We start from the raw sequence: 26214 nt of genomic DNA on the forward strand, positions 1-26214 counted from the left end.
TGCCTACCTTCTGTGTTCTGCGAACGAGGTGAGTCGAGCCGGTGAGAATTCGCTGACGTCGATGTCCGGCACTCGTCCGTGCACCATCGAGGTGAGCAGTTGCGCCCAGAGTGGCGCGAAGGTGAACGAGTAGGTGCCGCCGGCGACGTAGAACCCTTGTGCGCCGTCGACGGCACCGATGACCGGCATCTCGTCGGGCGTCGTCAGTACGGGGCCGGTCCACGTGTCGACGAGGGGGAGCGCCGCGAGGGAGGGGAGCAGTCGCTCGACCTGTGCGAGATTTCCGGTGGTGCTCTCGGGCAGGGACGACGCAGCGTCCGTGTCGTGGAACGCGCCGGCCGGCCACCCACCGCCGAGCACGAGGCGACCCCGGCGGTCCTGCTTGATCGACATGCCTTCCCCGACGTGCTGCACGAGGACGTCGAGGGTGTGCGGGGGTGCGGCGAGTGCGTGCATCTGCAGTGACGTCGGCCGAAGGTCCAACGAGATGCCGGCCATCGAGGCGATCCCGGCCATCCACGGACCGGCGACGTCGATCACGGTGGGTGCGACCCACGTGGCGTCGGGTGTCGTCACCGTCCACAGGTCGCCAATTCGTTCCACACCCGTGACGGGAGAGTGCGACCGCAGGACGGCACCCTCGGCTTCGGCTTGACGCAGTAGTGCGGGCCCCGCGAGATCGGGCTCCGCGAATCCGTCCAGGGGACACCAGGTCGCGGCCTGGATCCCCGGTCCCAGTGCCGGCAACAGCCGGCGAGCCTCGGGCCCGTTCAGCACCTCGGTGGGAATTCCCGCCGTGCGTTCCCAGTCGTGTTTGGTCTCGAGTGCCTGCACTTGGTCGTCCGTCTCGGCGACCATGTAGCCGCCGCAGCGGTTGAGGCCGAGGCCAGGAACGCTGTCTGCCAGGTCGTTCCACAGCGAGCTGGTGCGGTGCTGCAGCGGGAGGAGACGTCGGACATCCACGGCCGCACCCTGGCCGGGACGTCGAGTGTGAATCGTCTGAATGTGGAGGTTGCCCGCGGTTGTCCCGGAGCCACCGGTGTTGGGTGCGGATCGGTCGAGCACGACGACGCGCGCGCCGGACCTCGTCAGTGCCAGGGCCGTCGCAGCGCCGACGATGCCGGCTCCGACGACGATCACGTCGAAGTCAGACTGCACTGCCCACTCCTGCGGTCCGGGATGCCTCGGCGATTCCCGAGTCCTCGACGATCCGCGCCAGGTGGTCCAGCGTCGTCGCGTCCGTCACGGGCAACAGCGGTTCGCGCACGCTGCCGCCGGGCTGTCCGAGCACGTTCATGACGGCTTTGAGCTGGGGAATCGGAGAGGCGTAGACGCCGCTGTAGTCGGGATTGATCAGACGTCCCGACAGCGCGCGATACCTGTCGGCCCAGGACCGCGCGGCGACCGCGTCGCGCGCAGCGACGGCACGGTAGAACGGCACGGCGAAGGGTGCGCCCACTCCGCCGCCGTCGATGTTCCCGTCGCCACCCAGATCCAGCAACGCTGCGAGTCCGCGGTGGTGAAGGAAGCTGCCGAAGACTCGGACCGTGCCCGCCACCGCTTCGACGGTGTCGAGCATGGAGAGCCAGTTGCCGGTGCTGTCCTTGACGGCCACCACGTTGTCGAGGGCTGCAAGCTCGGTGAACAGCCCGGGGAGAGTGCCCATGTCGACAGCGACGCCACGCGGCCAGTTGTAGACCATGAACGGCAATGCCGTTGCGGTGCTGACGGATCGGTAGAAGGCGAGCAGTTCGTCCTTCGACGGATGAACGTAGGGCGGAGGTGTGGCCAGCACGCCGTCGGCGCCTGACGTCTCGGCATGCCGCGCGAGTGCTGCGGAGTCGCGTGCGGTGTATGCGCTGACGCCGATGACGACGGGGAAGCGTCCGCGCACTGCGTCGATGGCGACCTCGGCGACGGTGCGCCGCTCCGCGTCACTCTGGCTGAACCACTCACCGGTGCTGCCGTTGACGAGAACGCCGTCCACCTCGTGGTCGGCGTACAGGTTCATGAGAGAGGCCAGGGCATCCGTGTCGACTGCGCCACCGGCGGTGAACGGGGTGGGTGCTGCGGGCCAGTAGCCGGACCAGGCGACGTCATCGCGGTTCATGAATACCTTTCGTTCGGCGTTGAAGCCGGACTGGGTCGAATCGATGGGATCGATTGCATAGACTGCCGTCGGTGAAGACACATCGTCAAGCCGGAAACGCACTTGTAACGAGCGAGGCTCGGCGTGGGAGAGTCTGTGCACGATCGGCAACGAGGGGAGGTGAGGGTCGATGACGGTCACTCTGGCTGACGTGGCTGCTGCCGCGGGAGTCTCGCGCAGCACGGCTTCCCGGGCGTTGAGCGGGTCGACGCTGATCTCGGCCGATACCCGACGGACCGTCGAAGAGGCGGCCCGAACACTGGGGTACCGGCCCAACAGGGCCGCGAGTGCGCTGCGCTCCAACAAGTCGCATCTCGTCGGTCTCGTGATGAACAACCTCCTCAACGCGACGTTCCACACCGTGGCCGAGGTTGTCCACAAGAGGTGCTCGGACAACGGCTTTCAGGTTCTGCTGTGCATCACCGATGCGGACCCGTCCCGCGAGCGAGACGTGCTCGCGATGCTGGGCGACCACGGAGTCGATGGGACCATCGTCATCGGGAGTGGGCGCAGCGCAGTCGAATCAAACGCGCTGCTGTCCCAGGGCCGGGCTGTTGTCAACGTGATCAGGTCTGTCCGGGGGAGCGCCGCACCCACCGTCCTCGCCGACGACCTGGACGGTGCGCGCGATGCGACGGCGCATCTCCTCGACCTCGGTCACCGACGCATCGGCTACATCGGCGGTCTCGAAGACGCCACCTCCGGCAGGGAGCGGTTCGAGGGCTACCGCTCGGCATTGGCGGACCACGGCATCGAGGTCGACCCGTCGCTGATCCGGAAAGGACCGTTCACCACGGAATTCGGTGTCGCAGCAGTCGATTCGCTGCTCGATAAACCGTCCGACATGACCGCGCTCTATGCGGCGAACCACGAGGCCGTGTTCGGAATTCTGCCGACACTCGTCGGACGAGGGGTGTCGGTGCCCAGCGACCTGTCGCTGATCTGCCACGAGGACATGCCGTGGCTCTCGTTGTGGCACCCGGCCGTGACCGTCGTCGACAACGGTGCCTCACAGCTCGCCAACGTCGCGATGGATCTCCTGTTCCAGCAGATGAGCGAGCCGTCGAAGCCGGACGGCCGCACGTACCGGATCGGCGCCCGATTGGTCGAGCGCGCGTCGTGTGCGCCCGTCGTGAACTCGTGATTCACGAGGGCCGACGTTAACTTTCGTTGAAACACGTGTCGTCCGTGTTAACCACGTTGACGTGTTCGCGGGAACTCTGCGATGGTTCATGCAATCGATCCCATCGAGGTCGACCATCCCGATCCAGACAGTCGCTGCGGACCGCAGTCGACACCGAAAGGTCTCTCCTATGCGCACGCTCATCGGAATTGCCGCTGCCGGCGTCCTGACCCTCGGCCTCGTCGGGTGCGGCTCCTCGTCGGAGCAGGATGCCGCGCCGACGGACTGCACGCCGACTCTCGGCGCAGCCGATCTCGCCGAGGAGGGCTCGCTGACCATGGCCACGAATGCCACCCTCCCGCCCATGCAGTACGTCGACGCCGACGGAGACGTGATCGGCATGCGGGTCGACCTCGGCAAAGAAATCGCCAAGCGACTCTGCCTGACGCCGAAGTTCGTCAACATCGAGTTCGAGGCCCAGATCCCCGGGGTGCAGAGTGGTCGGTGGGACATGATCGACACCGGCATGTTCTACACACCCGAGCGCGCCGAGACCATCGATCTGGTGCCGTACGAGGTTCAGGCCGTGTCGATCTCGGTCCCGTCGGGCAATCCCGAGGGCATCAGCACGGTGGACGATCTCGCCGGCAAGACGGTCGGTGTGGAAGCGCCCGGATATGAATTCGACACTCTCACCGCGCTGTCCGAACAGTTCGCGACGGAGGGCAAGGCACCGCTGACCGTGCAGACGTTCAAGACGAATGCCGATGCCTATCAGGCACTCTCGGCAGGGCAGCTCGACGGAACATCGATCGTCGAGTCGGTCACCTCGTTCTACCAGGAGGACGGCCGCTTCGAGACCGCCATCGGAGGCATCAACGAGGCGCCCCTCGCCATGGGCTTCGCGAAGGGCAGCAAGTCCGCCGGTGAGGTCGCTCGCGTCCTGTCCGAGATGCGCGACGACGGTTACCTGCCGGACCTGTTCGAGCAGTACGACGTCAGCGGGTACGAGGGTGACATCGCCGTCAGCACCGGCCCGCTCGAGAGCTGAGAGGCTCCGACATGTGGTCGTGGGACGCGTTCTTCTCCATCCTCACCAGTTCACAGTTGCTGGAGGGCGCCTGGGTGACCATCTGGCTCACCGTGGTCAGCATGATCCTGGGGCTGGTGCTGGCGGTGGTCGTCGCGGTCGCCCGGTCGTCGAAGTTCCTGCCGTTTCGTGCGGTATCGGGGTTCTATGTCTGGCTGATGCGAGGGACCCCGCTGCTCGTGCAACTCGTCATCATCTACACCGGGCTGCCCCAGGTCGGTATCAAGCTCGGAGTCATCGAGGCGGCACTGCTCGGACTGGTGCTGAACGAGGCCGCTTACCTGTCCGAGATCGTGCGATCCGGGCTGCTGTCCGTTCCCACGGGGCAGACGGAAGCCGCACGTGCGCTGGGGATGTCACCGACCAAGGTGTTCCGCGTCGTCGTGTTGCCCCAGGCGCTGCGCGTCATGATTCCGCCGCTCGGCAACAGCTTCAACGGCCTGCTGAAGACGACGACGCTGGTCTCGGTGATCTCAGTCCAGGAGTTGTTGCGCCGCACGCAGTTCCTGGTCCAGGTGAACTTCAGGGTGCTCGAGGGGCTGTGCGCAGCAGCGCTCTACTTCCTCCTGCTCACCACGCTCTGGGGTCTGATCCAGAAGCGCCTGGAAGTACGAGCCGGACGTGGGTATGACAGGAACTACCGTCGCACAGGGAGAACCGACATGGCAGCGCTCGACGACAGTGTCATCGACGCGGAGGCGGTGAACCGATGACCGATCAGGCGATCGCGAACCTGACGATGATCGACGTTCAGGACATGACCAAGGCGTTCAATGATCTCGTGGTGCTCGACGGCATCGACTTCCGCGTCGCCAAGGGGGAGGTGGTGCTCCTCCTCGGGCCGTCGGGAAGCGGGAAGAGCACGTTGCTCCGCACGCTCAACTGCCTCGAGACCATCGAGTCGGGGACGGTCCGGGTGTGCGGGGAACTGATGGGGTTCTCCGACGACGGCAAGCGGACACCACTGTCCGAGTCGAGCATCGCCCGGCAGCGCCACTACACGGGGATGGTGTTCCAAAACTTCAACCTGTTCCCGATGATGACGGCGCTCGACAACGTCGCCGCCGGCCCACGGCACGTGCTCGGAACGCCCAAGGACAAGGCGCGAGCGCAAGCTCAGGAGTTGCTCACGCTCGTCGGACTCGGTGACAAGAGTGAGAACTACCCGTCGCAGCTCTCCGGCGGTCAACAGCAGCGGGTGGCGATCGCGCGAGCGCTCGCGATGAAGCCCGAGGTCATGCTGTTCGACGAGCCGACCTCGGCGCTGGATCCAGAGATGGTCAAGGAGGTCCTCGACGTCATGCTGCGACTGCGCGACGAGGGGATGACCATGGTCGTGGTGAGTCACGAGATGGGGTTCGCGCGAGCGGCTGCCGATCGCGTGGTCTTCATGAGCGACGGGCGCATCGTCGAGGATGCGGCGCCGAGTGAGTTCTTCGACAATCCGCGCAACGAACGCACGAAGCAGTTCCTCAGTCGAATGCTGTGAGTCACCGGCGCCCGACCTCCGCCGCCGGTCACGGCAGGTTACTCACCGGTAGCCTCCCGGACCGCCGGTGGAAGATCGTCGGCGCAGGTCAGGTTATGTCTCGAGACACATCGAGCCCGCTGGACCGGGGTCGCCACAACACAGCCCTGCACGACTAAAGTTGTCTCCGAGCCCACAAGGACAGACGACGTCGAGCAGACGGAAAACGAGGCAAGACCTGCAATGACTGAGAAAAAGCCGACCATCATCTACACCCTGACCGACGAGGCGCCCATGCTGGCGACTCACGCGTTCCTGCCGGTCATCCGCACTTTCGCCAGCGCAGCCGGGATCGAGGTGGAGTCGAGCGACATCTCCGTTGCCAGTCGTATCCTCGCCGAGTTCCCCGACTACCTGGACGAGGACCAGCGGGTGCCGGACAACTTGGCCGAGCTCGGCAAGCTGACCCAGCTGCCCGACACGAACATCATCAAGCTCCCCAACATCAGTGCCTCGGTACCGCAGCTGCACGCCGCGATCAAGGAACTGCAGGACAAGGGCTACAAGATCCCCGACTTCCCGGGCAACCCGAAGACGGACGAGGAGCGGGAGATCCGCGACCGCTACACCAAGTGCCTCGGTAGCGCCGTCAACCCGGTCCTCCGTGAGGGCAACTCCGACCGCCGCGCGCCGAAGGCCGTCAAGGAGTACGCGCGCAAGCACCCGCACAGCATGACCGAGTGGTCGCCGGCGTCGCGCACGCATGTCGCGCACATGCGCGAGGGCGATTTCTACCACGGTGAGAAGTCGATGACCGTCGAGGGCGACCGCGAGGTCAAGATGGAGCTCGAGACGAAGAGCGGCAAGACCGTGGTTCTCAAGCCGAAGGTCTCGCTGACCGACGGCGACGTCATCGACAGCATGTTCATGAGCGCCAAGGCGCTGGACAAGTTCTACGAAGAGCAGATGCAGGACGCCTACGAGACCGGCGTCATGTTCTCCCTGCACGTCAAGGCCACGATGATGCGGGTGTCGCACCCCATCGTCTTCGGTCACGCGGTGCGCGTCTTCTACAAGGACGCCTTCGCCAAGCACAACGAGCTGTTCGAAGAGCTCGGCGTCAACGTCAACAACGGCCTCTCCGATCTCTACAGCAAGATCGACACCCTCCCGGCGTCGAAGCGCGACGAGATCGTCGAGGATCTGCACAAGTGCCACGAGCATCGTCCCGAGTTGGCCATGGTCGACTCGGCACGCGGCATCTCGAACTTTCACTCGCCCAGCGACGTCATCGTCGACGCCTCCATGCCCGCGATGATTCGCGCCGGCGGCAAGATGTGGGGAGCAGACGGTCGTCCCAAGGACACCAAGGCCGTCAACCCGGAGTCGACCTTCTCCCGCATCTACCAGGAGATGGTGAACTTCTGTAAGACGAACGGCCAGTTCGACCCGACGACCATGGGCACCGTTCCCAACGTCGGCCTGATGGCGCAGAAGGCCGAGGAGTACGGCTCGCACGACAAGACCTTCGAGATCGAAGAGGACGCCGTCGCGAACATCGTCGACCTGGCGACCGGCGAGGTCATGCTCACGCAGAACGTGGAGAAGGGCGACATCTGGCGCCTCTGCATCGTCAAGGACGCGCCGATCCAGGACTGGGTCAAGCTCGCCGTGAACCGTGCGCGCGACTCGGGGATGCCTGTGCTCTTCTGGCTCGACCCGTACCGCCCCCACGAGAACGAGCTGATCAAGAAGGTGCGCACGTATCTGAAGGATCACGACACCGAGGGCCTCGACATCCAGATCATGTCGCAGGTCCGCGCGATGCGGTACACGCTCGAGCGCGTCGTCCGCGGCCTGGACACCATCTCCGCGACCGGCAACATCCTTCGCGATTACCTCACGGACCTGTTCCCGATCCTCGAGCTCGGCACCAGCGCCAAGATGCTGTCCATCGTTCCCCTGATGGCCGGCGGCGGACTGTACGAGACGGGCGCCGGCGGCTCTGCGCCGAAGCACGTCAAGCAGCTCATCGAGGAGAACCACCTCCGATGGGACTCGCTCGGCGAGTTCCTCGCGCTGGCCGTGAGCCTCGAAGACCTGGGCAAGAAGACCGGTGGCAAGGCGAACGTCCTGGGCAAGGCCCTCGATGCCGCGACCGGCAAGCTGCTCGAGGAGAACAAGGGCCCGTCGCGCACCACCGGCGAGCTCGACAACCGCGGCAGCCAGTTCTACCTCGCCAAGTTCTGGGCGCAGGAGCTGGCGAACCAGACCGAGGACGAGGAGCTGGCGAAGCACTTCGCGCCGCTCGCCAAGACGCTGGCCGATCAGGAAGAGGCCATCGTCAAGGAGCTCGGCGACGCGCAGGGTGAGCCCGTCGACATCGGCGGGTACTACTACCCGGATCCCGAGAAGGCGACCTCGATCATGCGTCCGAGCAAGACGTTCAACGATGCGTTGGAGTCGGCGACCACGTAGTTCTCGACCATCTGGCCCATGCACGCGCGTCGTGCATGGGCCAGAGTTGTCTGTGGACTTTGGGCCCCGGAATCCGGGGTCTGAAGTCCACGATCAGGATCGACGCTCGAGATCCGCCGGCGTCGACGTGTCGAGACGACGACGATCGAGCGCCTCGATAAGTGCCGGCGCGTGAGAGTCCGGAACACAGAACTGTCCGTTCACCGGGACGATCAGTCCGAGGTCGACCATGGTTGCCAGTCGCACGAACACCCGCGCGCTGACTTTCTCGATGTCGGTGTCGATGCCCGCGTCGAAAGCTTCGCCGTCATGGGCTGGGTCGTCGACCAGGGAGCGGACGAGGATGAACCACAGCGCCGCGCAGGCTGCGGCTATCTCCCGCTGCGGCGAGGCGTTCAGTGCGACAACGGGTTCCAAGCACGCGATGTAAGCCTCGACGAGACTTCTGCGTCGCCACTCCTCGCTCGGTGCCGAGAGCCAGTGATCGAATGCGTCTCCTGCTCGAAGTGTTCGATCCTCGTTGCGCAGGACGCCCACTCCCAACGCGGTCGCGATAACCACCTGGTACGTCACCGTCGACAGCAGTTCGCTGATGGTATCGCCTTCACCGGTCGGGCCGAGGGCGTCTCGAAGCTGCCTGCTCGAGCGCGGGTGTGCGAAGCAGGGGTCGGGAACGCTGCCGTTGTCTTCGCACCAGGCAGCAACCCGCCGGACGTGAGACGTCAGGGTGGTCGGACCGAGGGGTGCCGAGCGACGTCGCGGGACCGGTGCCATGCGTGGCGGGGAAACCCCGACCATCTCCGCGAGGTCGTTTGTCTGTGTCGGCGAAACACGTTCTTCGGCAATAAATCTCGCGAAGAGATCGAGCGCATCGACAGTGTCGTCGGGTGACCACGGTGTGTGTCCGCAGTCGTCGGCGTACACGTCTGTGTCGAACAACTCCAGTGGTATGTCGGATCCCGCGACCAGGATGTCGTGTTCGCGCCTGGATCGGTCGACTGCCATCGCCGTCGAATATGCCGCCAACGGGTCTGTGGTGCAGCCCGAGTTCACCAACCACTCGGCGAAACGTTTCAGCACGTCGTGCCAGCACAATGCCGGCCGTCTTTGCGCGGTGCGCTTTTCGGCCTTGGCCCTACGTTGGCTCTTACTCATCAGGTCCCCCCGGGATCGTGTGCTCGGAGAGTACGGCCGGCGTACGACAGGAACTGATAGTGGAATCCAGCCCCCGGAAACCGGGGTCGATAGTCCACGATCATGTGATGAGAGACATGGCGATCGAGCACGTGATCGGTCTGGAGAAGGCACTACTCGATCCGGCGACGCGCTCATCGCAAACTGAACTCGACCGACTGCTCGACCCGTCGTTCGAGGAGATCGGCGCGTCGGGTCGGCTGTGGACGCGGCGCGAGATGATTGCGGCGCTGATCGACGCGCCCGAGTCCGAGCCCATCGAGAGCGCGAACTTCAACGGCCGGAGGATCGCCGACGACATGGTTCACGTGACCTACGAGACCTGGCATGAGGGTCGGCACGCGCGCCGAAGCTCGTGGTGGCGCAGGGTAGATGCTGGGTGGACGCTGCTGTTTCATCAGGGAACTCCAATCCAAGCAGTCGCCCGCAAGCGGTCGGCAGACATCAAGACTCGGTAACAGTCACAAAACGATCGGTCTTTTTCGGCCTGACGGTGCCAGAGTGATGACCATGCGACAGACAACGCGTCGAGCGGCAGTGGCCTTGGCACTCGCGATCCCGGTGTTACTGGGGGTGGGTGCGGGAACGGCATCCGCGGCACCCCAGACGTCGATCTTGCAGGTGCCCGTCGTGACGGGTCTGGAGATCGGCCCGGTCAGCGTACCCGGCGGGGTCATCCAGACCACGCCGATCAAGGCGACGGTGGGGGAGAGACCGGGCTCGGTCCGGTTCTCCGCCGCCGACATCAAGCCGTACTACTACCAGTACAACTACCGGTGGATGACGGTGCAGTGGCGCAATCTCTCGACCGGAGCGGCCGGCGCCGTCGACTTCCGCCACTGGGCCTCCGAGGACCTCTCGGCCGTCGATCCGAACGCCGGCGCCCTAGGGCTCCCGGTCGACGTCGTCGCAGATACCGGACCCGGTCAGGTCGCCGTTGTGGTGACTCAGAGTCGACAGTTCCCGGCGCCGTTCTCCGAAACACTGTTCCCGGGGCTGGGCCTGCTGACCGTTCCGTGAGGCCGGCCGTCGCCGGTTGTGAATCATCCCAAGCGCGGTGACCTGCTGGGCACTACTGTCACGCTGAGTCCGGTTCGTGGCAGAGCCGGCCCTGTCGAGGAGCGTGGTGGCGTGGCGTCGGTGTTCGCTCAGCGCGCCAGCTACCAACGGCAAGGGATCCGTTTCATCGGCGGACCGTTGCCGTTGTCGTCGGAACGGAAAGTGTCCGACGCGTTCGGCAAGAAGCTGTCGCGTGACTACCTGTTCGTCGACGATCGAGAGTCCGACTTCATCGGTACCTGGCGTGGCAGTCGAGTGCAGCTGTATGCGGTGTCGCGCCGGGCCGTCGAAGCAATCGTCAATCCGAAGATCGCCGGTGTGCATATCGATCGTGACACCGCCGCGCAGTATTCGTTCGGTCAGCTGAGCCCCGAGGCGCTGACGTTCTCGTCGGCGCAACAGCCTCGTTTCCGTGACCGCAAACGCAACATGATCGTGGCGACCAGCGCGGGGTCCGCCCGTGCAGCGATGACGCGCGCACTGCGGACGCACGTTCGTGCGGATGACGACAGCATCGACCTGCGGCCGATCGTCACCGAGTGCGTGCGCACGGCTGTGGCAGAGGCGGTGTGGGGTGACGCGGCGACGGCGGTGATCGACTATGTCGACGAGAGCGGCGCCCATCAGACGTTGCCGTTTGCGGATGCGATGTACGACAACTTCTTACGGCTTCGACGCTGTGCGAACACATACGCCATGAGAGTCGAGCCACGGCTGCAACGCTGGACGTTCTCCCGGGAGCAGCGGTGGATGCGGATCAACACTCGGACGCTGGTGCGGCACGCCTCGGCTCTGGCGGATATGCCGCTCGACGACACCATTGCCGGCCACATCAGGCGGTTGCACGGCATCTCGGGGTTCTCGTCGACCATGGTCCGTGACGACACCACGACGTCCTTCATCGCCGGCGTCGACACGACGCGCACGGCCATTCTCGCCACGCTGAAGCATCTGCTCGATCCCGCCAACACGCAGTGGAAGGACGCCTTCTCAGCTGTGCCCGTCGAGTCGCTGGGTGATTCTGCAGTGGTTCGTGCGTGCGTGATGGAAGCGTTGCGCATCGACACCCCCGGGTCCGTGTTCAACGGGCGGGTGATCGACGACTGCCGCATCGCTCTCGGTGACGGCAGTGTCGATCTGCACCGTAATACGCTGGTGATGGCGAATATTCATGCCGTGCACGCAGTGTACGGCCCTACATTCGATCCGAACCGGATACTGAACGCCCACGCGACGGATCACGTCGCGCCGCTGGTGATTCCCTTCGGCAAGGGCCCGAGATCGTGCCCTGGCAAGTCGTTCGCGTCGTCGATGATCGCGGTGTTCGTGCACGACTTCCTTCAGGCGTACCCGAACGCCGCGGTGGACACGACGCACGCGGACAACGCCTATCCGATCCACACGGCATCCGAGCATGGTCTGCACGTGTCGCTGCGTGGCTGAGGTGTCAGGTCATCAGTGCGGCGGGAGCCCACGACGGCCATGACGGGTCCCCAACCAGTCGACCATGGTCGTAACGAGCGATAACGCGAAAGGGGTTGCTTGCGTTGGTATTGTCGTAGACGCGGGCATTTTCGACGACATCGATCGCGGATCGAACCAAGGGCCACAGGCGCACGTATCGCTCACGAACCTTTGCCTCGGGCACGGAATGACCGCCGATCTCGACGCGGTTGACGACGCGGGCTACGGCCAGGTCGACCGGAATGGCGACGATATGAAGTGTGACGAGGTACCCGGCCTCGTTCGCCGTCTCGATCAGATCGAGCTTCGACGGATGCGAGAAGACTGTCTCGGTGACGAACGACGCGGCCTGTGCGAGTAAGGCCACCCGCTGTTCGGCGGCCAACCTCGATGCGTCGTACGCGTGCGCTTGTTCGTCACCGGGCCAGTTCTCGGTAGCGATCTCGTCGGCGTTGACGAAGGGAAGATGAGTGACGGGCGCCAGCACCCGAGCAAAGAAGGTGCTCTTGCCGGCGCCGTTCGGGCCGGCAAGCAGGTGCAGGACCGGGTCGCGGGTCATTCCGTTAGGGACGATGCTCGATCACAGCGCCGTCTTCGTCGCATTCGACGAAGGCCCGTCCTTCTGCCTCGAATTCGCTGCGCAGATCCAGGCCTTCTGACATCGCGTCGATTCGCTCGGACCATTCCGCGCGTACGACTGCCTGCTCTCGCGGGGTGAGCGCGTCGTAGTTCTGCCGACCTGCCAATACCCCGGCGATATCGCGTGAGGCTATGTGATGTGAGGCCTCGATCTCACGCCCGACCAGTGCCCAGTGTGCAATTTGTTGGGCTGCGCTCCGGCTCGACGCACTGCCGACCAGCTTCGCCGATGCATACAGTTCATCGTCGACCCGTAGCGATGACGTCGTACCCATGAGCTGCTCCGTTCGTTGTCGTGCACCTAGTGTAGCAATCTGCCACAGCTATGTGCTGCCGGATGATGACTAGCTGTCAGCAGTAACCCGAGCCGCCAGGAACGCTTCCGGATCGATCAGGTCAGCCTGCCCGACGATCGATCCCAGGTCGGCGATCCGCTCCACTCCGGTCAGCACCATCTCTTCCTCGACGGTCCCCTCGGCGTAGCCGTAATAGCAGGTGGACGTCGTATGGTTGTGGTCCTTGTCGATGCGGTTCGCCCGACCTTCGATCTGGCGGATGTCGATGGGTGTCCACCGTGGATCGTGGATCAGCGTCACCCGGGGCGCGAGGGTGGACGTCGTGCCTTCGGGCAGCAGCATCTCGTTGGTGTGCAGGTTGATGGCACTCGTGGTGGTGGACACGATGACGGTGGCGTCACCCGTCTGGAAGCGCCGGATCTCGGCCTCCTGCTCCGGACTGCTCATGCTGCCGTCGACCACCGCAACAGCAAGTCCGCCCTCGCGCAAGTCCTCGGCGAGAGCGGCGACGGACTCGCGGTAGAACATCGACGCGAACACCTGGTTGCCGGCCTTGACCCACGTGCGGACTTGGTCGGCGGACGCGGGAATGCGGAGATACGAACACTTCTGGCGGAACCGCAGTGTCGCGGCCCGCACACTCGGATTCTTCTGCAGCACTCGTTTGCCGCCGGACACCTTCCACATCGGCAGACCGACCTCCTTGCGATAGTCGACCCACGCGGAGTTGTAGAGCCGCTTCTGAGCGGCGGTCAGCTCCTGCCCGAGGGGTTCACGGGGCGTGGGCGGGGACGGTCGCGAGATCGACCACGGCACAGCACCTCCCGACAGCCACCCGTGCACGGCGGCGATATCGCGCTCGCGACGGGCAGCGTCTTCTGGCTCCCAGCGCCACGTGGCCAGCCCGGTCGACGCCTTGCCGGCCTTGATCGCGAAGCCGGACTTTTCGAGGAAGTTCGCCCACTTCACGGTGAGGGCGTAGCCGAGCTGATCGTCGTCGCCCACGATTTCGACGCCGTGGGACTGCTCGATCGCGCGCGCCATATAGGCGAAGTGCAGCGGCTGGTAACCGGGAGTCGCGGACATCCAGACCACCGACCGCGCGGCTTCTTGGTAACGCCACACGATCTGCGACTGCTGCGATTCGATGTTCATCAGCGCATGGCACTCGTCGGCGATGACGACGTCGATATCGAAGCGCAGTTCGCCGAGCGTGATGGTTCGCTTGTTCTGTGTCCGTTTGCGTTTGCCCAGATCGGTGTCGGGTGGGACGGACAGCAGCTTCTTCGTCGACTGGTAGGTGACCAGGAGCCAGCGCTTACGGTCGGAGGGCTCGATGTCGGCTTCACTGTCCGCGATCGTCCGACGCCACCCCGGTAGTGCTCCCTTCGGTGCGACGACCAGGACGGTGCCGATCTCGGCAGCGGACATCTGCCGCACCGCCTCGCACACCGACAGGGTCTTGCCCAAGCCGGTGGAGTCCATCTGCGCGAAGTAGGGGAAGCCCTCGTCGAGGGCAGTGAGGTGCCGACGGACCGATTCGAGCTGGGTGTCGCGAGGGAGCAGGGAACGGGCATGCACGGTCTCCGGGCGCCAGGTCTCGTTGGCATCATCCTCGAGCCACCGCTGCAGGCTGTAGGGCATCGACTCGTACGGCTGCAGGTACTCGGGCAACTCGGTGCCGTAGTACGCGAACACTCGTGGGCCGGGGTACCAGCGCGCCCCCGCAGCGCTGGCTGCGGAGCGGTCCTCGAAGGGAACATCCAGCACCCACACACGCTCGCCGGCGTCGGGCACGCGCAGGTCGGGAGCTGCGGTCTTCTTCGCCGGTGCGCGGCGCTTGGTCGGCTTCTTCGCAGTTCCGGCGAACTTCCGGGCTGCGCTGCTCTGACCGGCCTTCACGGTGCGAGTCGTGGTGGAGCGTCTACGTGGTGGCATCGGGAACATCCTCTCCGATCGCAACTGATGGTCACGACAAGGGTCGTCGGCGGGAGTGGGGTCCTGTGCCGTGGGAACCAGGCACTGCCGAGAGTGGCATCGACGTCCGACACCGTCGACAAGGTTGGATACGACCGCGCCATATCCAACCTTGTGGCCATAAGGTTGGGTATGGCCCGATGCAGGGGCCGGTAACTCAGTCCCTGCGTTGCTCACCACGCCAGGGACGTGGTGGGCTCAGCGACTGGTTTCCCTGGTGTGACACAGCCAGTGCACAGAGTAATTAGTGAAATGTGTGAGTGAACAATCGAGGCCGCATCCGTGTCAGTGCGCACTGCTAGGTTGATGTTGCCTCCACTCGGACGGCAACCCCCTCATTGTTTCAACCGGGAGACGCATGCCTGAAAAGAAGATTCTGTACGTCGATCTAGACAACACGCTGGTCGACTTTCAATCCGGTATCAAGCGACTACACCCGTCCGAAATCGTCGGGCTCGAGGATGACCTGGACGAGGTTCCGCGCATCTTCTCGCTCATGGATCCGATCGACGGCGCTTTGGACGCCTACAGGCTGCTCGCGGAGCATTTCGATACGTACATCTTGTCCACTGCCCCGTGGAAGAACGCCCAGGCGTGGCACGACAAGGTCAAGTGGGTGCAGTGGCACCTGGGCTACGAGTCGGGGTCGGTGGCCTACAAGCGCCTCATCCTCTCTCACCACAAGAATCTCAACCGGGGTGACTTTCTGGTGGACGATCGAGGTGCCAACGGTGCGAAGGAATTCGAGGGTGAGTTGATCCCCTTCGGTACCGGGAACTTCAAGACCTGGGCCCAGGTCACGAAATACCTGCTCCCGCTGGCGTGACCGGCGAGGAAGGCCTGTCCGCCGAATTGTCCGCCACTGCGGAGCTTCTCAGCAGGACGGGCGACCTCGACGAGCCGAGCGGACCGGCCCCCTGGCTGGTGAGGCAGGTCCTTGCATCGCAGCGCGATGACGAGCAGTTGGCCCACTGGACGTCGTCGACGGTGATCGACGACAACGTGCAGGCACCGGTGTTCGACGAGGCGACCTTCGCCTGGCTCCACAGAGGGCTGACCGATGTCTACGACTTCCCCATCGGCCATGCGGGACTGATGCACACGTACGGCTATCTGCTGTCGACAGTGGTCACTCCGTACGGACTGAAACGTCAGAGGTGGCTCACGAGCGACCTGGCCGTCGCCTTCGGCAAGGAGCCCACTCACCTTCAGCCGACGGCATCTGAGACCCCTCTGATGGAGCGCGTCGCATCCACGGTCCTGCCGGCGCTCAGCGATCCGGTCGGAACCACACGAGTCGTCCTCGCCTTCGACGAGGTGGTCGACACCACCAACGCGATGCGCACCGTCTTTGTGGCCGATCCTGGAAGCGGTTCCACCGCAGTCGTGTACGGACTGGTGACGAGCTCGAGGATCCAGATCGTCTCGACCTTCCCGGTCCAGCCCTTGGCGCAGGAGTGGGCGCGGACTCGACTGAGTGAGCCGACCCGGTACCGCTTCAACTACGCCCCACCCACAGCTTCACCGGGAAGCGCCTTCGACGGGGCGACGGAAGTGCTCGTGTCCCGCGTCTGACGTTGTTGCGTCAGCCGACCTCGACGACCTCCAACGCACCGTCTGCATGCGACCCGCGCAGCCGCTTCTTGTCGAACTTGCCGACACTCGTCTTCGGCACCTCGTCGATGAAGGTCCAGCGTTCCGGCAACTGCCAGTGCGCAACTCGGCCGTCGAGGAAGTCGCGGAGCTCCTCCGCGGTCACGGTCTGACCCTCGCGCACGACGACGGCGACGAGTGGTCGCTCGTCCCACTTCTCATCGGGCACACCGATGACCGCGGCCTCGCGCACAGCGGAATGCTCCATGACGTGGTTCTCGAGCTCGACGGACGAGATCCATTCCCCACCGGACTTGATGATGTCCTTCGACCGGTCCGTCAGCGTCAGGTATCCGCCCTCGGAGATGGTGCCGACATCGCCGGTCCGCAGCCACCCGTCGTCGAACTTGTCGGACGCGTCGCTGCGGTAGTAGCTGCCCGTGATCCACGGCCCGCGCACCTCGAGTTCGCCGACGTGCGTGCCGTCCCACGGCAAGACGGTGCCCGAATCGTCGACCAGGCGAGCACGGACAGCGGACACGAAACGTCCCTGAGTGCAACGCAAGTCGAACTCGTCTTCCGGAGATAGTCCGACGTCGGGGCGCCCGGACGTGCCGAGCGGCGACGTCTCCGTCATGCCCCACGCCTGGGAGATGGGAACGCCGTACTTCTCGTGGAACGCCCGCATCAGGCTCGGCGGGCACGCGCTGCCGCCCACGGTGACGTCACGCAGGCTCGACAGGTCAGCCGGGTGGTCCTCGAGGTGGGCGAGCAGTGCCTGCCAGATGGTGGGGACGGCGGCGGCCGCCGTGGGTCGCAGCGTCGTCATCATCTCTGCGAGCGGCGCCGGCTGCAGGAAGCGGTCCGGCATGATGAGCGACGCCCCCACCATCAGCGCGGCGTACGGCAGTCCCCAGGACATGGCGTGGAACATCGGCACGATGGCGAGCACGGTGTCCGACTGCGCGAGCGCCATGGCATCGGTCATGCAGACCTGCATCGAGTGCAGCCAAATCGATCGGTGCGAGTAGACGACGCCTTTCGGGTCACCGGTGGTGCCCGAGGTGTAACACATTGCTGCAGCGGATCGTTCGTCGAGCTCGGGCCAGTCGTACTCGTCGGGGTGGCCTGCGAGCACGTCCTCGTAGCCCAGCACCTCGATGCCCTCGGGTGCCTGTACCTGTGATGGGTCGGCGCCCACGACGATGAGATGGCGGACTGTCGACATGGTGGGCAGCAACGGCGTCAGCAGGGGGAGCAGGCTGGCGTCGGCGATGATGACGCTGTCCTCGGCGTGCGCGACGATGTAGGTGAGCTGCTCGGGGAACAGGCGAATGTTCAGCGTGTGCAGCACGGCACCCATGGCCGGCACGGCCATGTAGGCCTCCATGTGCTGCGAGTTGTTCCACATGAAGGTGGCGACGCGCTGGTCCCCGTCGATCCCGAGCGCTCGAAGACCGTGGGCGAGTCTGGCGGCGCGTCGACCGAGCTCGGCGAAGGTGATGTTCGACGGCCCCGCCTCGCTCCACGTGGTGATCGTCGCCGATGCGTGCATCGACGTGCCGTATCGAACGAGCTGGCCGATGGACAACGGGGTGTCCTGCATGGTGCTCTTCATGACTCTCCTGCCGGTCGATCCGCGAGGCGCACGACCTACGTGCCCTGTGTCACATTGTGCACACTGCGGCTCGGCAGGGACCCGATATCAGTCCTTGTAGTAGACGACCTGGTGTCCGGTGGCGAGGAGAGTGCCGCTGGTGCTCCACAGCTCGGCGGTCTGGTCGAAGTAGCCCTGATGGAATCGTCGTGCGTGCGCGGTCCCGAGGACGTACCCGTCGGACTGAGCCGCCAGATCCTCCGCCGTCGCGAAGTAGTGCACGGTGAGCGAGATGGTTCCGGCGGCGACGTACTTCCCGCGCCGCTGGAAGACCCGCGGGTAGAAGATGTCGCTCATCGACGTCAGGGACGCGAAGTCCATCGGACGCGGGGGAGAGTCCCGGACCCACAGCTTCGCAACGGAATCGGCGGACTCCGTCTCGGTCAATGCACCGGCGGTGAACCGCATCTCGTAGTTGTTCGCCCAGGCGATGAACTCGGGGAAGTCGACCGTGTCGACGTCCGCGGGGTCGGGCATCGCGGGCGGCGACGACTCGAGGGCGTCCCAGGTGGTGCGGCGCGTACCGAAGACCGCGGTCGCGGTGGTGGCGACCGTGCCGTCCTGGCTCAGCTCCAGGTACCAGTGCTGGTTGCTGCGATTCGTCCGCACGGCGCGAGTGGAGATCTCGAACTCGCCCTCGGCGATGGGCCCCGCGAAGTTCACGGTCAGCGTCACCGGGTCGCCCAGTCGATCGGGATGAAGCTCGACGGCCCGGACCAGCGTCGCGGCGGTGAGCCCGCCGAAGGGGCCGACCATGTTGTTGTACGGCGCGGAGGTCCGGCCGCGGTAGCGACCGTCGCCCAGAGGCTCGAGGGTGAGGCCGTCGTCGAAGGCGTGCGATCCGGGGTAAGTCATGAGTCGTCCTGATTCGGTAGTTGTATGCACCGAAGCATAACGGTGGTCTGAGCGGGGTCGTGACACCGCGGGTCGACTGGCGGATTCTGTTAGCGCTAACACGTCGCAAAGTGCAGTTCGGAGGACCCGTTGACATCTCTGATGTTATCGCTCACACTCGCTGGGCGGTGTGATTCACACCACTCGACAGCAGCATGATCCGCAGCACGGCGAATCGAATGCCGTCCCTGCCGACCAGCCACCACCCGAGGAGACACGATGAAGTTCCGACACCTACCGGTGGCTGCGGCCGCGGTGGCGATAGCGATCACGGTGACCGCGTGCGGGTCCAGCACGAAGACTGCCGACGTCGCCCCCTCGGCGGGAGGCGACACGGCCGGCGCTCTGATCGGCGTCACGATGCCGACGAAGTCGTCCGCCCGGTGGATCGCCGACGGCGACAACCTGAAGAGCGCGCTGGAGTCGAAGGGCTACAAGGTCGATCTGCAGTACGCGGAGAACGACATCCCCACCCAGGTCAACCAGATCGAGAACCAGATCACCCAGGGCGCGAAGCTGCTGATCGTCGCCTCCGTGGACGGCACCGCCATCACCACGCAGCTGCAGGAAGCCAAGGACAACGGCATCGGCGTCATCGCGTACGACCGCCTGATCCGCAACTCGCCGAACGTCGACTACTACGCCACCTTCGACAACTACAAGGTCGGCGTCGACCAGGCCACCTCGCTGCTGGTCGGCCTGGGCTTGAAGAACGAGGACGGCACCGACAAGGCCGATGCCCCCGCCGGCCCGTTCAACATCGAGGTCTTCGCCGGTTCGCCCGACGACAACAACGCCACCTTCTTCTTCGACGGTGCCATGGAGACCCTGAAGCCGTACCTGGACAAGGGAACCCTGAAGATCGGCAGCGGCGAGTCCGACTTCGAGACGGCCGCAACCCTTCGGTGGGACCCGGCGACCGCTCAGAAGCGCATGGAAGACCTGCTGACCAAGACGTACTCGTCGGGCCAGAAGGTGCAGGGCGTGCTGTCCCCGTACGACGGCCTGTCGATCGGAATCCTGTCCGCGCTGAAGAGCAACGGCTACGGAACCGCCGGACAGCCGTACCCGATCGTCACCGGCCAGGACGCCGAGGTTCCGTCGGTCAAGTCGATCATCGCCGGTGAGCAGTACGCCACCATCTACAAGGACACCCGCGAATTGGCGGCGGTCACCATCCAGATGGCACAGGCAGTTCTCGAGGGCCAGACCCCCGAGACCAACAACACGACCGATTACGACAACGGTGAGAAGGTCGTTCCCGCCTACCTGCTGCAGCCCGAGATCGTCTACAAGGACAACTACGAGAAGCTCCTCGTCGACGGCGGCTACTACACCGAGGATCAATTGAAGTGAGTTCGGCGATGACGAGTCAGATCTTGGAAATGCGCGGGATCACCAAGACGTTCCCGGGCGTGAAAGCACTGCAGGATGTCACCTTGACGGTGGAGCGCGGCGAAATACACGCGATCTGCGGCGAGAACGGCGCGGGAAAGTCCACGCTCATGAAGGTTCTGTCGGGTGTGTATCCCCATGACACATTCGACGGCGACATCGTGTTCGACGGTCAGGCCTGCGAGTTCTCCGACATCCGGAGCAGCGAAGCCAAGGGCATCGTCATCATCCACCAGGAACTCGCGCTCAGTCCGTATCTGTCGATCGCCGAGAACATCTTCCTCGGCAACGAGCGGTCCAAGCGTGGGTTCATCGACTGGAACCGCACCAACTCCGAGGCCGCAGCCCTACTGAACCGTGTAGGGCTGCGGGAGAACCCGGTCACCGTCGTCAACGACCTCGGTGTCGGAAAGCAGCAACTCGTGGAGATCGCGAAGGCACTGTCCAAGGACGTGACGCTGCTGATTCTCGACGAACCGACCGCAGCACTGAACGATTCGGATTCCACCCACCTCCTCGAATTGCTGCGCGGTCTGCGGGACGAGGGCATCACGTGCGTGATCATCTCGCACAAGCTCAACGAGATCGCGGCCATCGCCGACCGGACCACGATCATCCGGGACGGTCGGACCATCGAGACGCTGGACATGCGCAACCCGGATGTCACCGAGGATCGCATCATCTCGCTCATGGTCGGCCGCGATCTCGAGCACCGCTTCCCGCCGCACGAATCCACGGTGGGAGAGGAGGTGCTGCGGATCGAGGACTGGACCGTGCACAGCCCCACCCAGCACGGTCGGACCGTCGTGGACAAGGCGAATCTGACGCTCCGTCGCGGGGAGATCGTCGGTCTAGCCGGGCTGATGGGTGCCGGCCGCACGGAACTGGCCATGAGCGTCTTCGGGCGCAGCTACGGCACGGACATTTCCGGACGGTTGTACAAGTACGGCAAAGAGATTCACGTCAAGTCCGTCAACGACGCGATCGAGCACGGACTCGCGTACGCGACCGAAGATCGCAAGCGTTACGGCCTCAATCTGATCGACGACATCAAGCGCAACATCTCCACCGCGGCCCTGGACAAGTTGGTCGCACACGGATTCGTCGACGACAACCACGAGTACGAGGTTGCCGAGGGTTTCCGCAAGAGCATGAACATCAAGGCCCCCAACGTGGACGCCGTCGTCGGCAAGCTGTCCGGTGGCAACCAACAGAAGGTCGTGTTGAGCAAGTGGATCTTCAGCGATCCGGACGTGCTCATCCTCGACGAGCCGACGCGAGGGATCGACGTCGGCGCCAAGTTCGAAATCTATTCGATCATCAACAGCCTCGCCGATGCAGGAAAGGCCGTTCTCGTGATCTCGTCCGAGCTGCCCGAACTGTTGGGGCTGTGCGATCGGATCTACGCGCTGTCCGCAGGCCGCATCACCGGTGAGGTGACTCGGGAGGACGCGACGCAGGAATCTCTCATGCATCTCATGACCCGTGGAACAGGAGTACTTCGATGAATCAGCTGTCGACCGTCCGGGGGCTGCTCACGCGAAACCTCCGCCAGAGCGGAATCTTCATCGCGTTCGCGTTGATCATCCTGCTCTTCACCGCGCTCACCGGTGGCCAACTCCTGGTGCCGCAGAACATCAGCAACATGGTGGTGCAGAACTCCTACATCCTGATCCTGGCCATCGGCATGGTCGTGATCATCATCGCCGGCCACATCGACCTGTCCGTGGGATCGGTGGTCGCGGCCACCGGCGCCATCGCGGGTGTCCTCATGGTTCAACAGAACGTGCCATGGCCGCTGGCAGTGCTGATCACGCTGGTCGTGGGCGGACTGATCGGAGCGTGGCAGGGCTACTGGGTCGCGTACTTCGGCATCCCCGCGTTCATCGTCACGCTGGCCGGCATGCTCGTCTTCCGCGCCGTCACCCTCATCGTGCTGGGCAACCAGGGCATCGGGCCGTTCCCCGGACCGGTGCGGACACTGTCCAACGGCTTCCTCCCCGGATTCCTCGGCAACGTCGGCCTCGGACCCCTGGGCGGAGCCGACATCTTCACGCTGCTGGTCGCCATCGCTGCCATCGTCGGAATCGTGCTCAGCCAGTGGCGGACCCGCATGGGCCGGCAGAAGTACGGTCAGGTCGTCGATGCGTTGCCGCTGTTCATCGCCAAGCTCACCTTCGCCGGACTTCTCGTGCTCGCCATTGCTGTTCAGCTGGCGCGCTTCAAGAACTTGCCGTACGTCTTGATCCTCCTCGCCGTGCTCGTCATGGGGTACTCCACGCTGGCCGGTCGAACGGTATTCGGTCGCCACGTCTACGCCATCGGCGGCAACATCCACGCCGCATCGCTGTCGGGCATCAAGGTCAAGCCGGTCACGTTCTGGCTCTTCGTCAACATGGGTGTGCTGTCGGCCCTGGCGGGAATCATCTTCGCCGGGCGACTCAACCAGGCCGGTCCCACTGCGGGTAACGGATTCGAGCTCGACGCCATCGCGGCCGCCTTCATCGGTGGTGCAGCGGTGCAGGGCGGTGTCGGTCGCATCGTCGGCGCTCTGACCGGCGGACTGATCATCGCCGTCATCAACAGCGGAATGTCCCTCATCGGATCACCCAGCGAGCGAGTCCAGTTGGTCAAGGGCCTCGTCCTTCTCGCGGCCGTCGCCTTCGACATCTGGACGAAGCGTCGAGCCGCCAGCGGACGCGGAGGTGGACCCGACAAGGCCGAGAAACCGGCACCGTCCACTTACATGGGTCTCCCGGTTCCGGCCGAGATGCTGGGCGGCACCACCCCGTCCGCACCCGGCCCGGCCGTCACCGTGCCACCCTCCACGCCCAACTAAATAGGCATGAAGCGCTCGGGCGTGCTGAGATCAGGTACGACCATCGAGCGAACGGGGGGACGATGACGCCGACACGTGGACCGGCCATGACAGACGTGGCCCGACTCGCAGGCGTGTCCCACCAGACCGTGTCCCGCGTGATCAACGGTCACCCGAACGTCACCGAAGCAACGAGAGCTCGGGTCAACCAAGCGATCACACAGCTCGGGTATCGGCCCAACACCGCTGCTCGTGCGTTGGTCACCGGCAGCAACCGCACTATCGGCATCGTCGGGACCGGTCATGCTTTGCACGGACCGGTCTCGACGTTGTACAGCGTCGAACGTGCTGCCCGACAGGCTGGTTACTCGGTACTGGTGGGCGTCCCGACGTCGCTCGACGAGGACGCGATCAATGCGTGCGTCCGTCGGTTGCAGAAGCAAGGTGTCGACGGCGTCGTCGTGATCGCGCCTCTGCGAACCGACAACGGCGACATCGCCGGACTGGCCGGGGACCTTCCCCTCGTCGCGGTGGAGGGCTCGCCCGCCGGGGAACTGGCCGTCGTGTCCGTCGACCAGGTCGCGGGAGCGCGAGAAGCCACGTCGCACCTGTTGGAGCTCGGGCACCGCGAGGTGTGGCACGTGGCAGGTCCGCTCGGCTGGTACGAGGCGGCCGACCGGGTGAGCGGCTGGCGAATGGCTCACGAGGACAGGGGTATCGACCCGCCGCCGATGTTGAACGGGGACTGGACCGCCAAATCGGGGTGCGCCGCCGGCACTGTCCTGGCGCAGATCGCGGGCGTCACCGCGGTGTTCGCGGGAAACGACTCCATGGCCCTCGGGGTGCTCCGCGCCTTCGACGCCGCCGGCCGGAGCGTTCCGCGCGATGTCAGCGTGGTGGGCTTCGACGACGTGCCCGACGCCGAGTTCTACTCGCCTCCCCTGACCACGATCCGTCAGGAATTCGGCGAAGTGGGGATCCGGAGCGTCGAGATCCTGCTCGCACAGATCGAGTCCGGCACCCGAAGTACCCGGCGGTTCAGCATTGCGCCCAGGTTGGTGACTCGAGCGAGTACCGGTACGCCGCCCGACTGACGGGCGGGCGCGATGTCGTGGTCATCATGCATAGTGACCGGGCAGTCTGTTTCCTCGCGAAGGTGGATGTCCATGCGCAGTGCAACCTCGGTGCCCGACGACCGCTGGGTCGTGGTCGACGTCGAGACGTCAGGGCTGAAGGCGAACCGTGACCGGGTGTTGAGTGTTGCTGCCCTGACCCTGGACGATCACGGACGGGTCGGGAGTGAGATGTCGACACTCGTCAATCCCGGGTGCGATCCCGGGCCGGTCCACATTCACAACCTGACACCCGAGCGGCTGGCCGGTGCTCCGCGCTTCGAAGACATCGCGCCGCACCTCATGTCGATGCTCGACGGGCGCACGATGGTGGCTCACAACGCCAGCTTCGACCACGGATTCCTGAAGCTCGAATCGATGCGGGCCGGTCTGGACATGCCGACGCGTCAGCGGCTGTGCACCTTGGCTCTGTCCCGACGACTCCAGCCGGACCTCTCGAATCACAAGCTGTCCACCCTCGCTGCGCACTGGAAGGTGATGCAGTCCCAGGCGCACGACGCGTACGACGACGCCCGCGTCCTGGCGCAGATCTTCACCCACAGCTCTCGGCTCGCGCGCTCACTCGATCTGCCGCTCCCGGTCGTCACCTGCAGTGACCGCCTGACCCTCTACCCGGACTCCATCCCTCGAACGCAGTGCCCCTGGGAGAACCCCGGACGGCTCGATGTCGCGCACGGGTTGATCAGAGGGATGCGCGTCGTCATCAGCGGCGACACGCGCACCCCGCGACTGCGTCTGGCCGAGCAGTTGACCGATGCCGGGCTCGACGTGATGAACTCCGTCAGTAGGTACACCAGCGTCGTCGTCTGTTCCGATTCTGCGTCGGAGAGTGTGAAGGTGACTCGGGCGCGCTCGCAGGGCATTCCGGTAATTACGGAGTACGTGCTGCACGATCTGATGCGCGCCGTCCGCCCCGGCACCCGAAAGGGTCCGCGGAAGCCCGTCGTCGCGACGATGCCTCTGCCCACCCCGTCCGCCGCACCCTGGTCGACTCGCCGTGTCCTGGTGATGGGCGGATCCCACGCCGAGTCGGTGCTCATGCGGTCACGATTGATCCAACTGGGCGCCACCCCTGCCGTCAATCTGAGTGCAGGCGTGACCGACGTACTCCTGCTGTCCCACGGCGACGGTGACCCGCGTATGCCGCGCGTACGGGAACGACAGTTGACGACGCTGTCCTCGATCGACGTGGACAGAGCATTGAACCTCGACGAGGTGACTCCGCGCATCGAGGTGAGGACCCGGCGGACACTGACCCCACTCGTTCCGCGGGGCGGCGTCGTCGATCTGCCGGAGAACACCACCGTGGTGACTGTGGATGCATCATGGCGCGCCGCTGCCGCCGACCCCATCGCCGTCGACGTGGTCGCATTCCTGACGACAGCGGATGACGTGGTGTCCAGCGACGAAGACTTCGTGTTCTACAACGCCCCGTCGACGTCCGACGGGGCAGTGGTGCTGTCCCTCGACGGGGACAGCGAGCAGGGCGTCCGCATCGATCTGAGTGTCGTGCCCGACGACATCGAGCGCATCGTGATCGCCGCGGCGATCGAGAACGAGCACACGTTCGGTGATGTCGGTGCGGTATCGATCTCGCTCTCCACGCCCGAGTCGCGTATCGCCACTGCAGTGTTGGATGCCGCAACCACCGAGCGGAGTCTCATTCTGACTGAGATCTACCGGCGGGGCACCGCGTGGAGATTCCGAGCAGTGGGGCAGGGGTACGACGATGGTCTCGCCGCTCTGGCAACCCGGTACGGAGTCGTTGTCGACGACTGATCAGCGCC

Annotated in this window: 23 protein-coding genes; 15 read left to right on the forward strand and 8 right to left on the reverse strand. The window is 64.9% G+C overall.

From position 1 onward, the window contains the following. Positions 1-3 precede the first annotated feature (3 nt). Together OG947_RS15840 and OG947_RS15845 are read right to left on the reverse strand one after the other, a co-directional pair. Positions 4-1158 (reverse strand): NAD(P)/FAD-dependent oxidoreductase, encoded by a 1155-nt coding sequence (locus OG947_RS15840; RefSeq protein WP_328812306.1) that lies wholly within the window; start codon positions 1156-1158, stop codon positions 4-6. After that, positions 1148-2110, reverse strand: a complete 963-nt coding sequence (locus OG947_RS15845) for a dihydrodipicolinate synthase family protein (protein WP_328812307.1) — start codon at positions 2108-2110, stop codon at positions 1148-1150. Before OG947_RS15845 ends, OG947_RS15840 begins: the two co-directional genes overlap by 11 nt. A gap of 169 nt (positions 2111-2279) precedes the next feature. On the opposite strand from OG947_RS15845, the gene OG947_RS15850 reads away from it, so the two are divergent. The 5 genes from OG947_RS15850 to OG947_RS15870 all read left to right on the forward strand — a co-directional run bounded on the left by OG947_RS15850 (position 2280) and on the right by OG947_RS15870 (position 8308). Further along, complete coding sequence (locus tag OG947_RS15850) at positions 2280-3293, forward strand: LacI family DNA-binding transcriptional regulator (protein ID WP_328812308.1); 1014 nt, start codon at positions 2280-2282, stop codon at positions 3291-3293. Positions 3294-3462: 169 nt separating this feature from the next. Next, positions 3463-4323: an ABC transporter substrate-binding protein gene (locus OG947_RS15855; RefSeq protein ID WP_285184574.1), complete on the forward strand. Its 861-nt coding sequence runs from the start codon at positions 3463-3465 to the stop codon at positions 4321-4323. Between the two features lie 11 nt (positions 4324-4334). Beyond that, positions 4335-5075 carry an amino acid ABC transporter permease gene (locus OG947_RS15860; RefSeq protein WP_328812309.1) on the forward strand — a complete coding sequence of 247 codons (741 nt, stop codon included), beginning with the start codon at positions 4335-4337 and terminating at the stop codon, positions 5073-5075. Further along, on the forward strand, positions 5072-5851 hold the full coding sequence (locus tag OG947_RS15865; protein WP_442973067.1) for an amino acid ABC transporter ATP-binding protein: 780 nt from the start codon (positions 5072-5074) through the stop codon (positions 5849-5851). The genes OG947_RS15860 and OG947_RS15865 overlap by 4 nt, the downstream gene beginning before the upstream one ends. Before the next feature lie 222 nt (positions 5852-6073). Further along, positions 6074-8308 carry an NADP-dependent isocitrate dehydrogenase gene (locus tag OG947_RS15870; protein WP_328812310.1) on the forward strand — a complete coding sequence of 745 codons (2235 nt, stop codon included), beginning with the start codon at positions 6074-6076 and terminating at the stop codon, positions 8306-8308. Between the two features lie 93 nt (positions 8309-8401). Here OG947_RS15870 and OG947_RS15875 read toward each other — a convergent pair whose 3' ends face one another. Then, entirely contained in the window at positions 8402-9463 is a 1062-nt protein-coding gene (locus OG947_RS15875; protein ID WP_328812311.1) for a hypothetical protein, read from the reverse strand. A 116-nt stretch (positions 9464-9579) separates the two neighbouring features. Between OG947_RS15875 and OG947_RS15880 the strand changes: the two genes are divergently transcribed. The 3 genes from OG947_RS15880 (at position 9580) to OG947_RS15890 (ending at position 12004) form a co-directional block, all read left to right on the forward strand. Beyond that, a complete protein-coding gene (locus OG947_RS15880; protein WP_328812312.1) occupies positions 9580-9960 on the forward strand; it encodes a nuclear transport factor 2 family protein in 381 nt (126 codons plus the stop codon). Positions 9961-10012: 52 nt separating this feature from the next. Continuing rightward, a complete protein-coding gene (locus OG947_RS15885) occupies positions 10013-10522 on the forward strand; it encodes a hypothetical protein (protein WP_328812313.1) in 510 nt (169 codons plus the stop codon). A 111-nt stretch (positions 10523-10633) separates the two neighbouring features. Further along, a complete protein-coding gene (locus OG947_RS15890) occupies positions 10634-12004 on the forward strand; it encodes a cytochrome P450 (RefSeq protein ID WP_328812314.1) in 1371 nt (456 codons plus the stop codon). A gap of 4 nt (positions 12005-12008) precedes the next feature. Here OG947_RS15890 and OG947_RS15895 read toward each other — a convergent pair whose 3' ends face one another. The 3 genes from OG947_RS15895 to OG947_RS15905 all read right to left on the reverse strand — a co-directional run bounded on the left by OG947_RS15895 (position 12009) and on the right by OG947_RS15905 (position 14898). Further along, positions 12009-12584 (reverse strand): zeta toxin family protein, encoded by a 576-nt coding sequence (locus OG947_RS15895; RefSeq protein ID WP_056073380.1) that lies wholly within the window; start codon positions 12582-12584, stop codon positions 12009-12011. A 4-nt stretch (positions 12585-12588) separates the two neighbouring features. After that, a complete protein-coding gene (locus OG947_RS15900; RefSeq protein WP_052493090.1) occupies positions 12589-12939 on the reverse strand; it encodes a TA system antitoxin ParD family protein in 351 nt (116 codons plus the stop codon). A gap of 69 nt (positions 12940-13008) precedes the next feature. Then, the gene (locus OG947_RS15905) at positions 13009-14898 is read right to left on the reverse strand and encodes a DEAD/DEAH box helicase (protein WP_328812316.1); all 1890 of its coding nucleotides are present in this window, start codon (positions 14896-14898) and stop codon (positions 13009-13011) included. A gap of 397 nt (positions 14899-15295) precedes the next feature. On the opposite strand from OG947_RS15905, the gene OG947_RS15910 reads away from it, so the two are divergent. Further along, positions 15296-15763, forward strand: a complete 468-nt coding sequence (locus OG947_RS15910; protein ID WP_307108433.1) for a 5' nucleotidase, NT5C type — start codon at positions 15296-15298, stop codon at positions 15761-15763. Continuing rightward, a complete protein-coding gene (locus tag OG947_RS15915; RefSeq protein ID WP_328812317.1) occupies positions 15760-16512 on the forward strand; it encodes a hypothetical protein in 753 nt (250 codons plus the stop codon). Before OG947_RS15910 ends, OG947_RS15915 begins: the two co-directional genes overlap by 4 nt. Positions 16513-16522: 10 nt before the next feature. Here OG947_RS15915 and OG947_RS15920 read toward each other — a convergent pair whose 3' ends face one another. Both OG947_RS15920 and OG947_RS15925 read right to left on the reverse strand, forming a co-directional pair. Continuing rightward, a complete protein-coding gene (locus tag OG947_RS15920) occupies positions 16523-18148 on the reverse strand; it encodes a long-chain fatty acid--CoA ligase (RefSeq protein WP_328812318.1) in 1626 nt (541 codons plus the stop codon). Between the two features lie 87 nt (positions 18149-18235). Next, complete coding sequence (locus tag OG947_RS15925) at positions 18236-19042, reverse strand: acyl-CoA thioesterase (RefSeq protein ID WP_328812319.1); 807 nt, start codon at positions 19040-19042, stop codon at positions 18236-18238. Between the two features lie 258 nt (positions 19043-19300). On the opposite strand from OG947_RS15925, the gene chvE reads away from it, so the two are divergent. The 5 genes from chvE (at position 19301) to OG947_RS15950 (ending at position 26206) form a co-directional block, all read left to right on the forward strand. Continuing rightward, the gene (gene chvE / locus OG947_RS15930; protein ID WP_056448189.1) at positions 19301-20437 is read left to right on the forward strand and encodes a multiple monosaccharide ABC transporter substrate-binding protein; all 1137 of its coding nucleotides are present in this window, start codon (positions 19301-19303) and stop codon (positions 20435-20437) included. 8 nt (positions 20438-20445) lie between these two features. After that, positions 20446-21984: a multiple monosaccharide ABC transporter ATP-binding protein gene (gene mmsA / locus OG947_RS15935; protein WP_328812320.1), complete on the forward strand. Its 1539-nt coding sequence runs from the start codon at positions 20446-20448 to the stop codon at positions 21982-21984. Further along, the gene (mmsB, locus tag OG947_RS15940) at positions 21981-23315 is read left to right on the forward strand and encodes a multiple monosaccharide ABC transporter permease (RefSeq protein ID WP_328812321.1); all 1335 of its coding nucleotides are present in this window, start codon (positions 21981-21983) and stop codon (positions 23313-23315) included. The genes mmsA and mmsB overlap by 4 nt, the downstream gene beginning before the upstream one ends. Positions 23316-23401: 86 nt before the next feature. Continuing rightward, positions 23402-24388 (forward strand): LacI family DNA-binding transcriptional regulator, encoded by a 987-nt coding sequence (locus OG947_RS15945; protein WP_328812322.1) that lies wholly within the window; start codon positions 23402-23404, stop codon positions 24386-24388. A gap of 72 nt (positions 24389-24460) precedes the next feature. Further along, the gene (locus tag OG947_RS15950; protein ID WP_328812323.1) at positions 24461-26206 is read left to right on the forward strand and encodes a TerD family protein; all 1746 of its coding nucleotides are present in this window, start codon (positions 24461-24463) and stop codon (positions 26204-26206) included. Positions 26207-26214: the final 8 nt, after the last annotated feature.

Source organism: Rhodococcus sp. NBC_00297 (assembly GCF_036173065.1).
Taxonomy (GTDB): domain Bacteria; phylum Actinomycetota; class Actinomycetes; order Mycobacteriales; family Mycobacteriaceae; genus Rhodococcoides.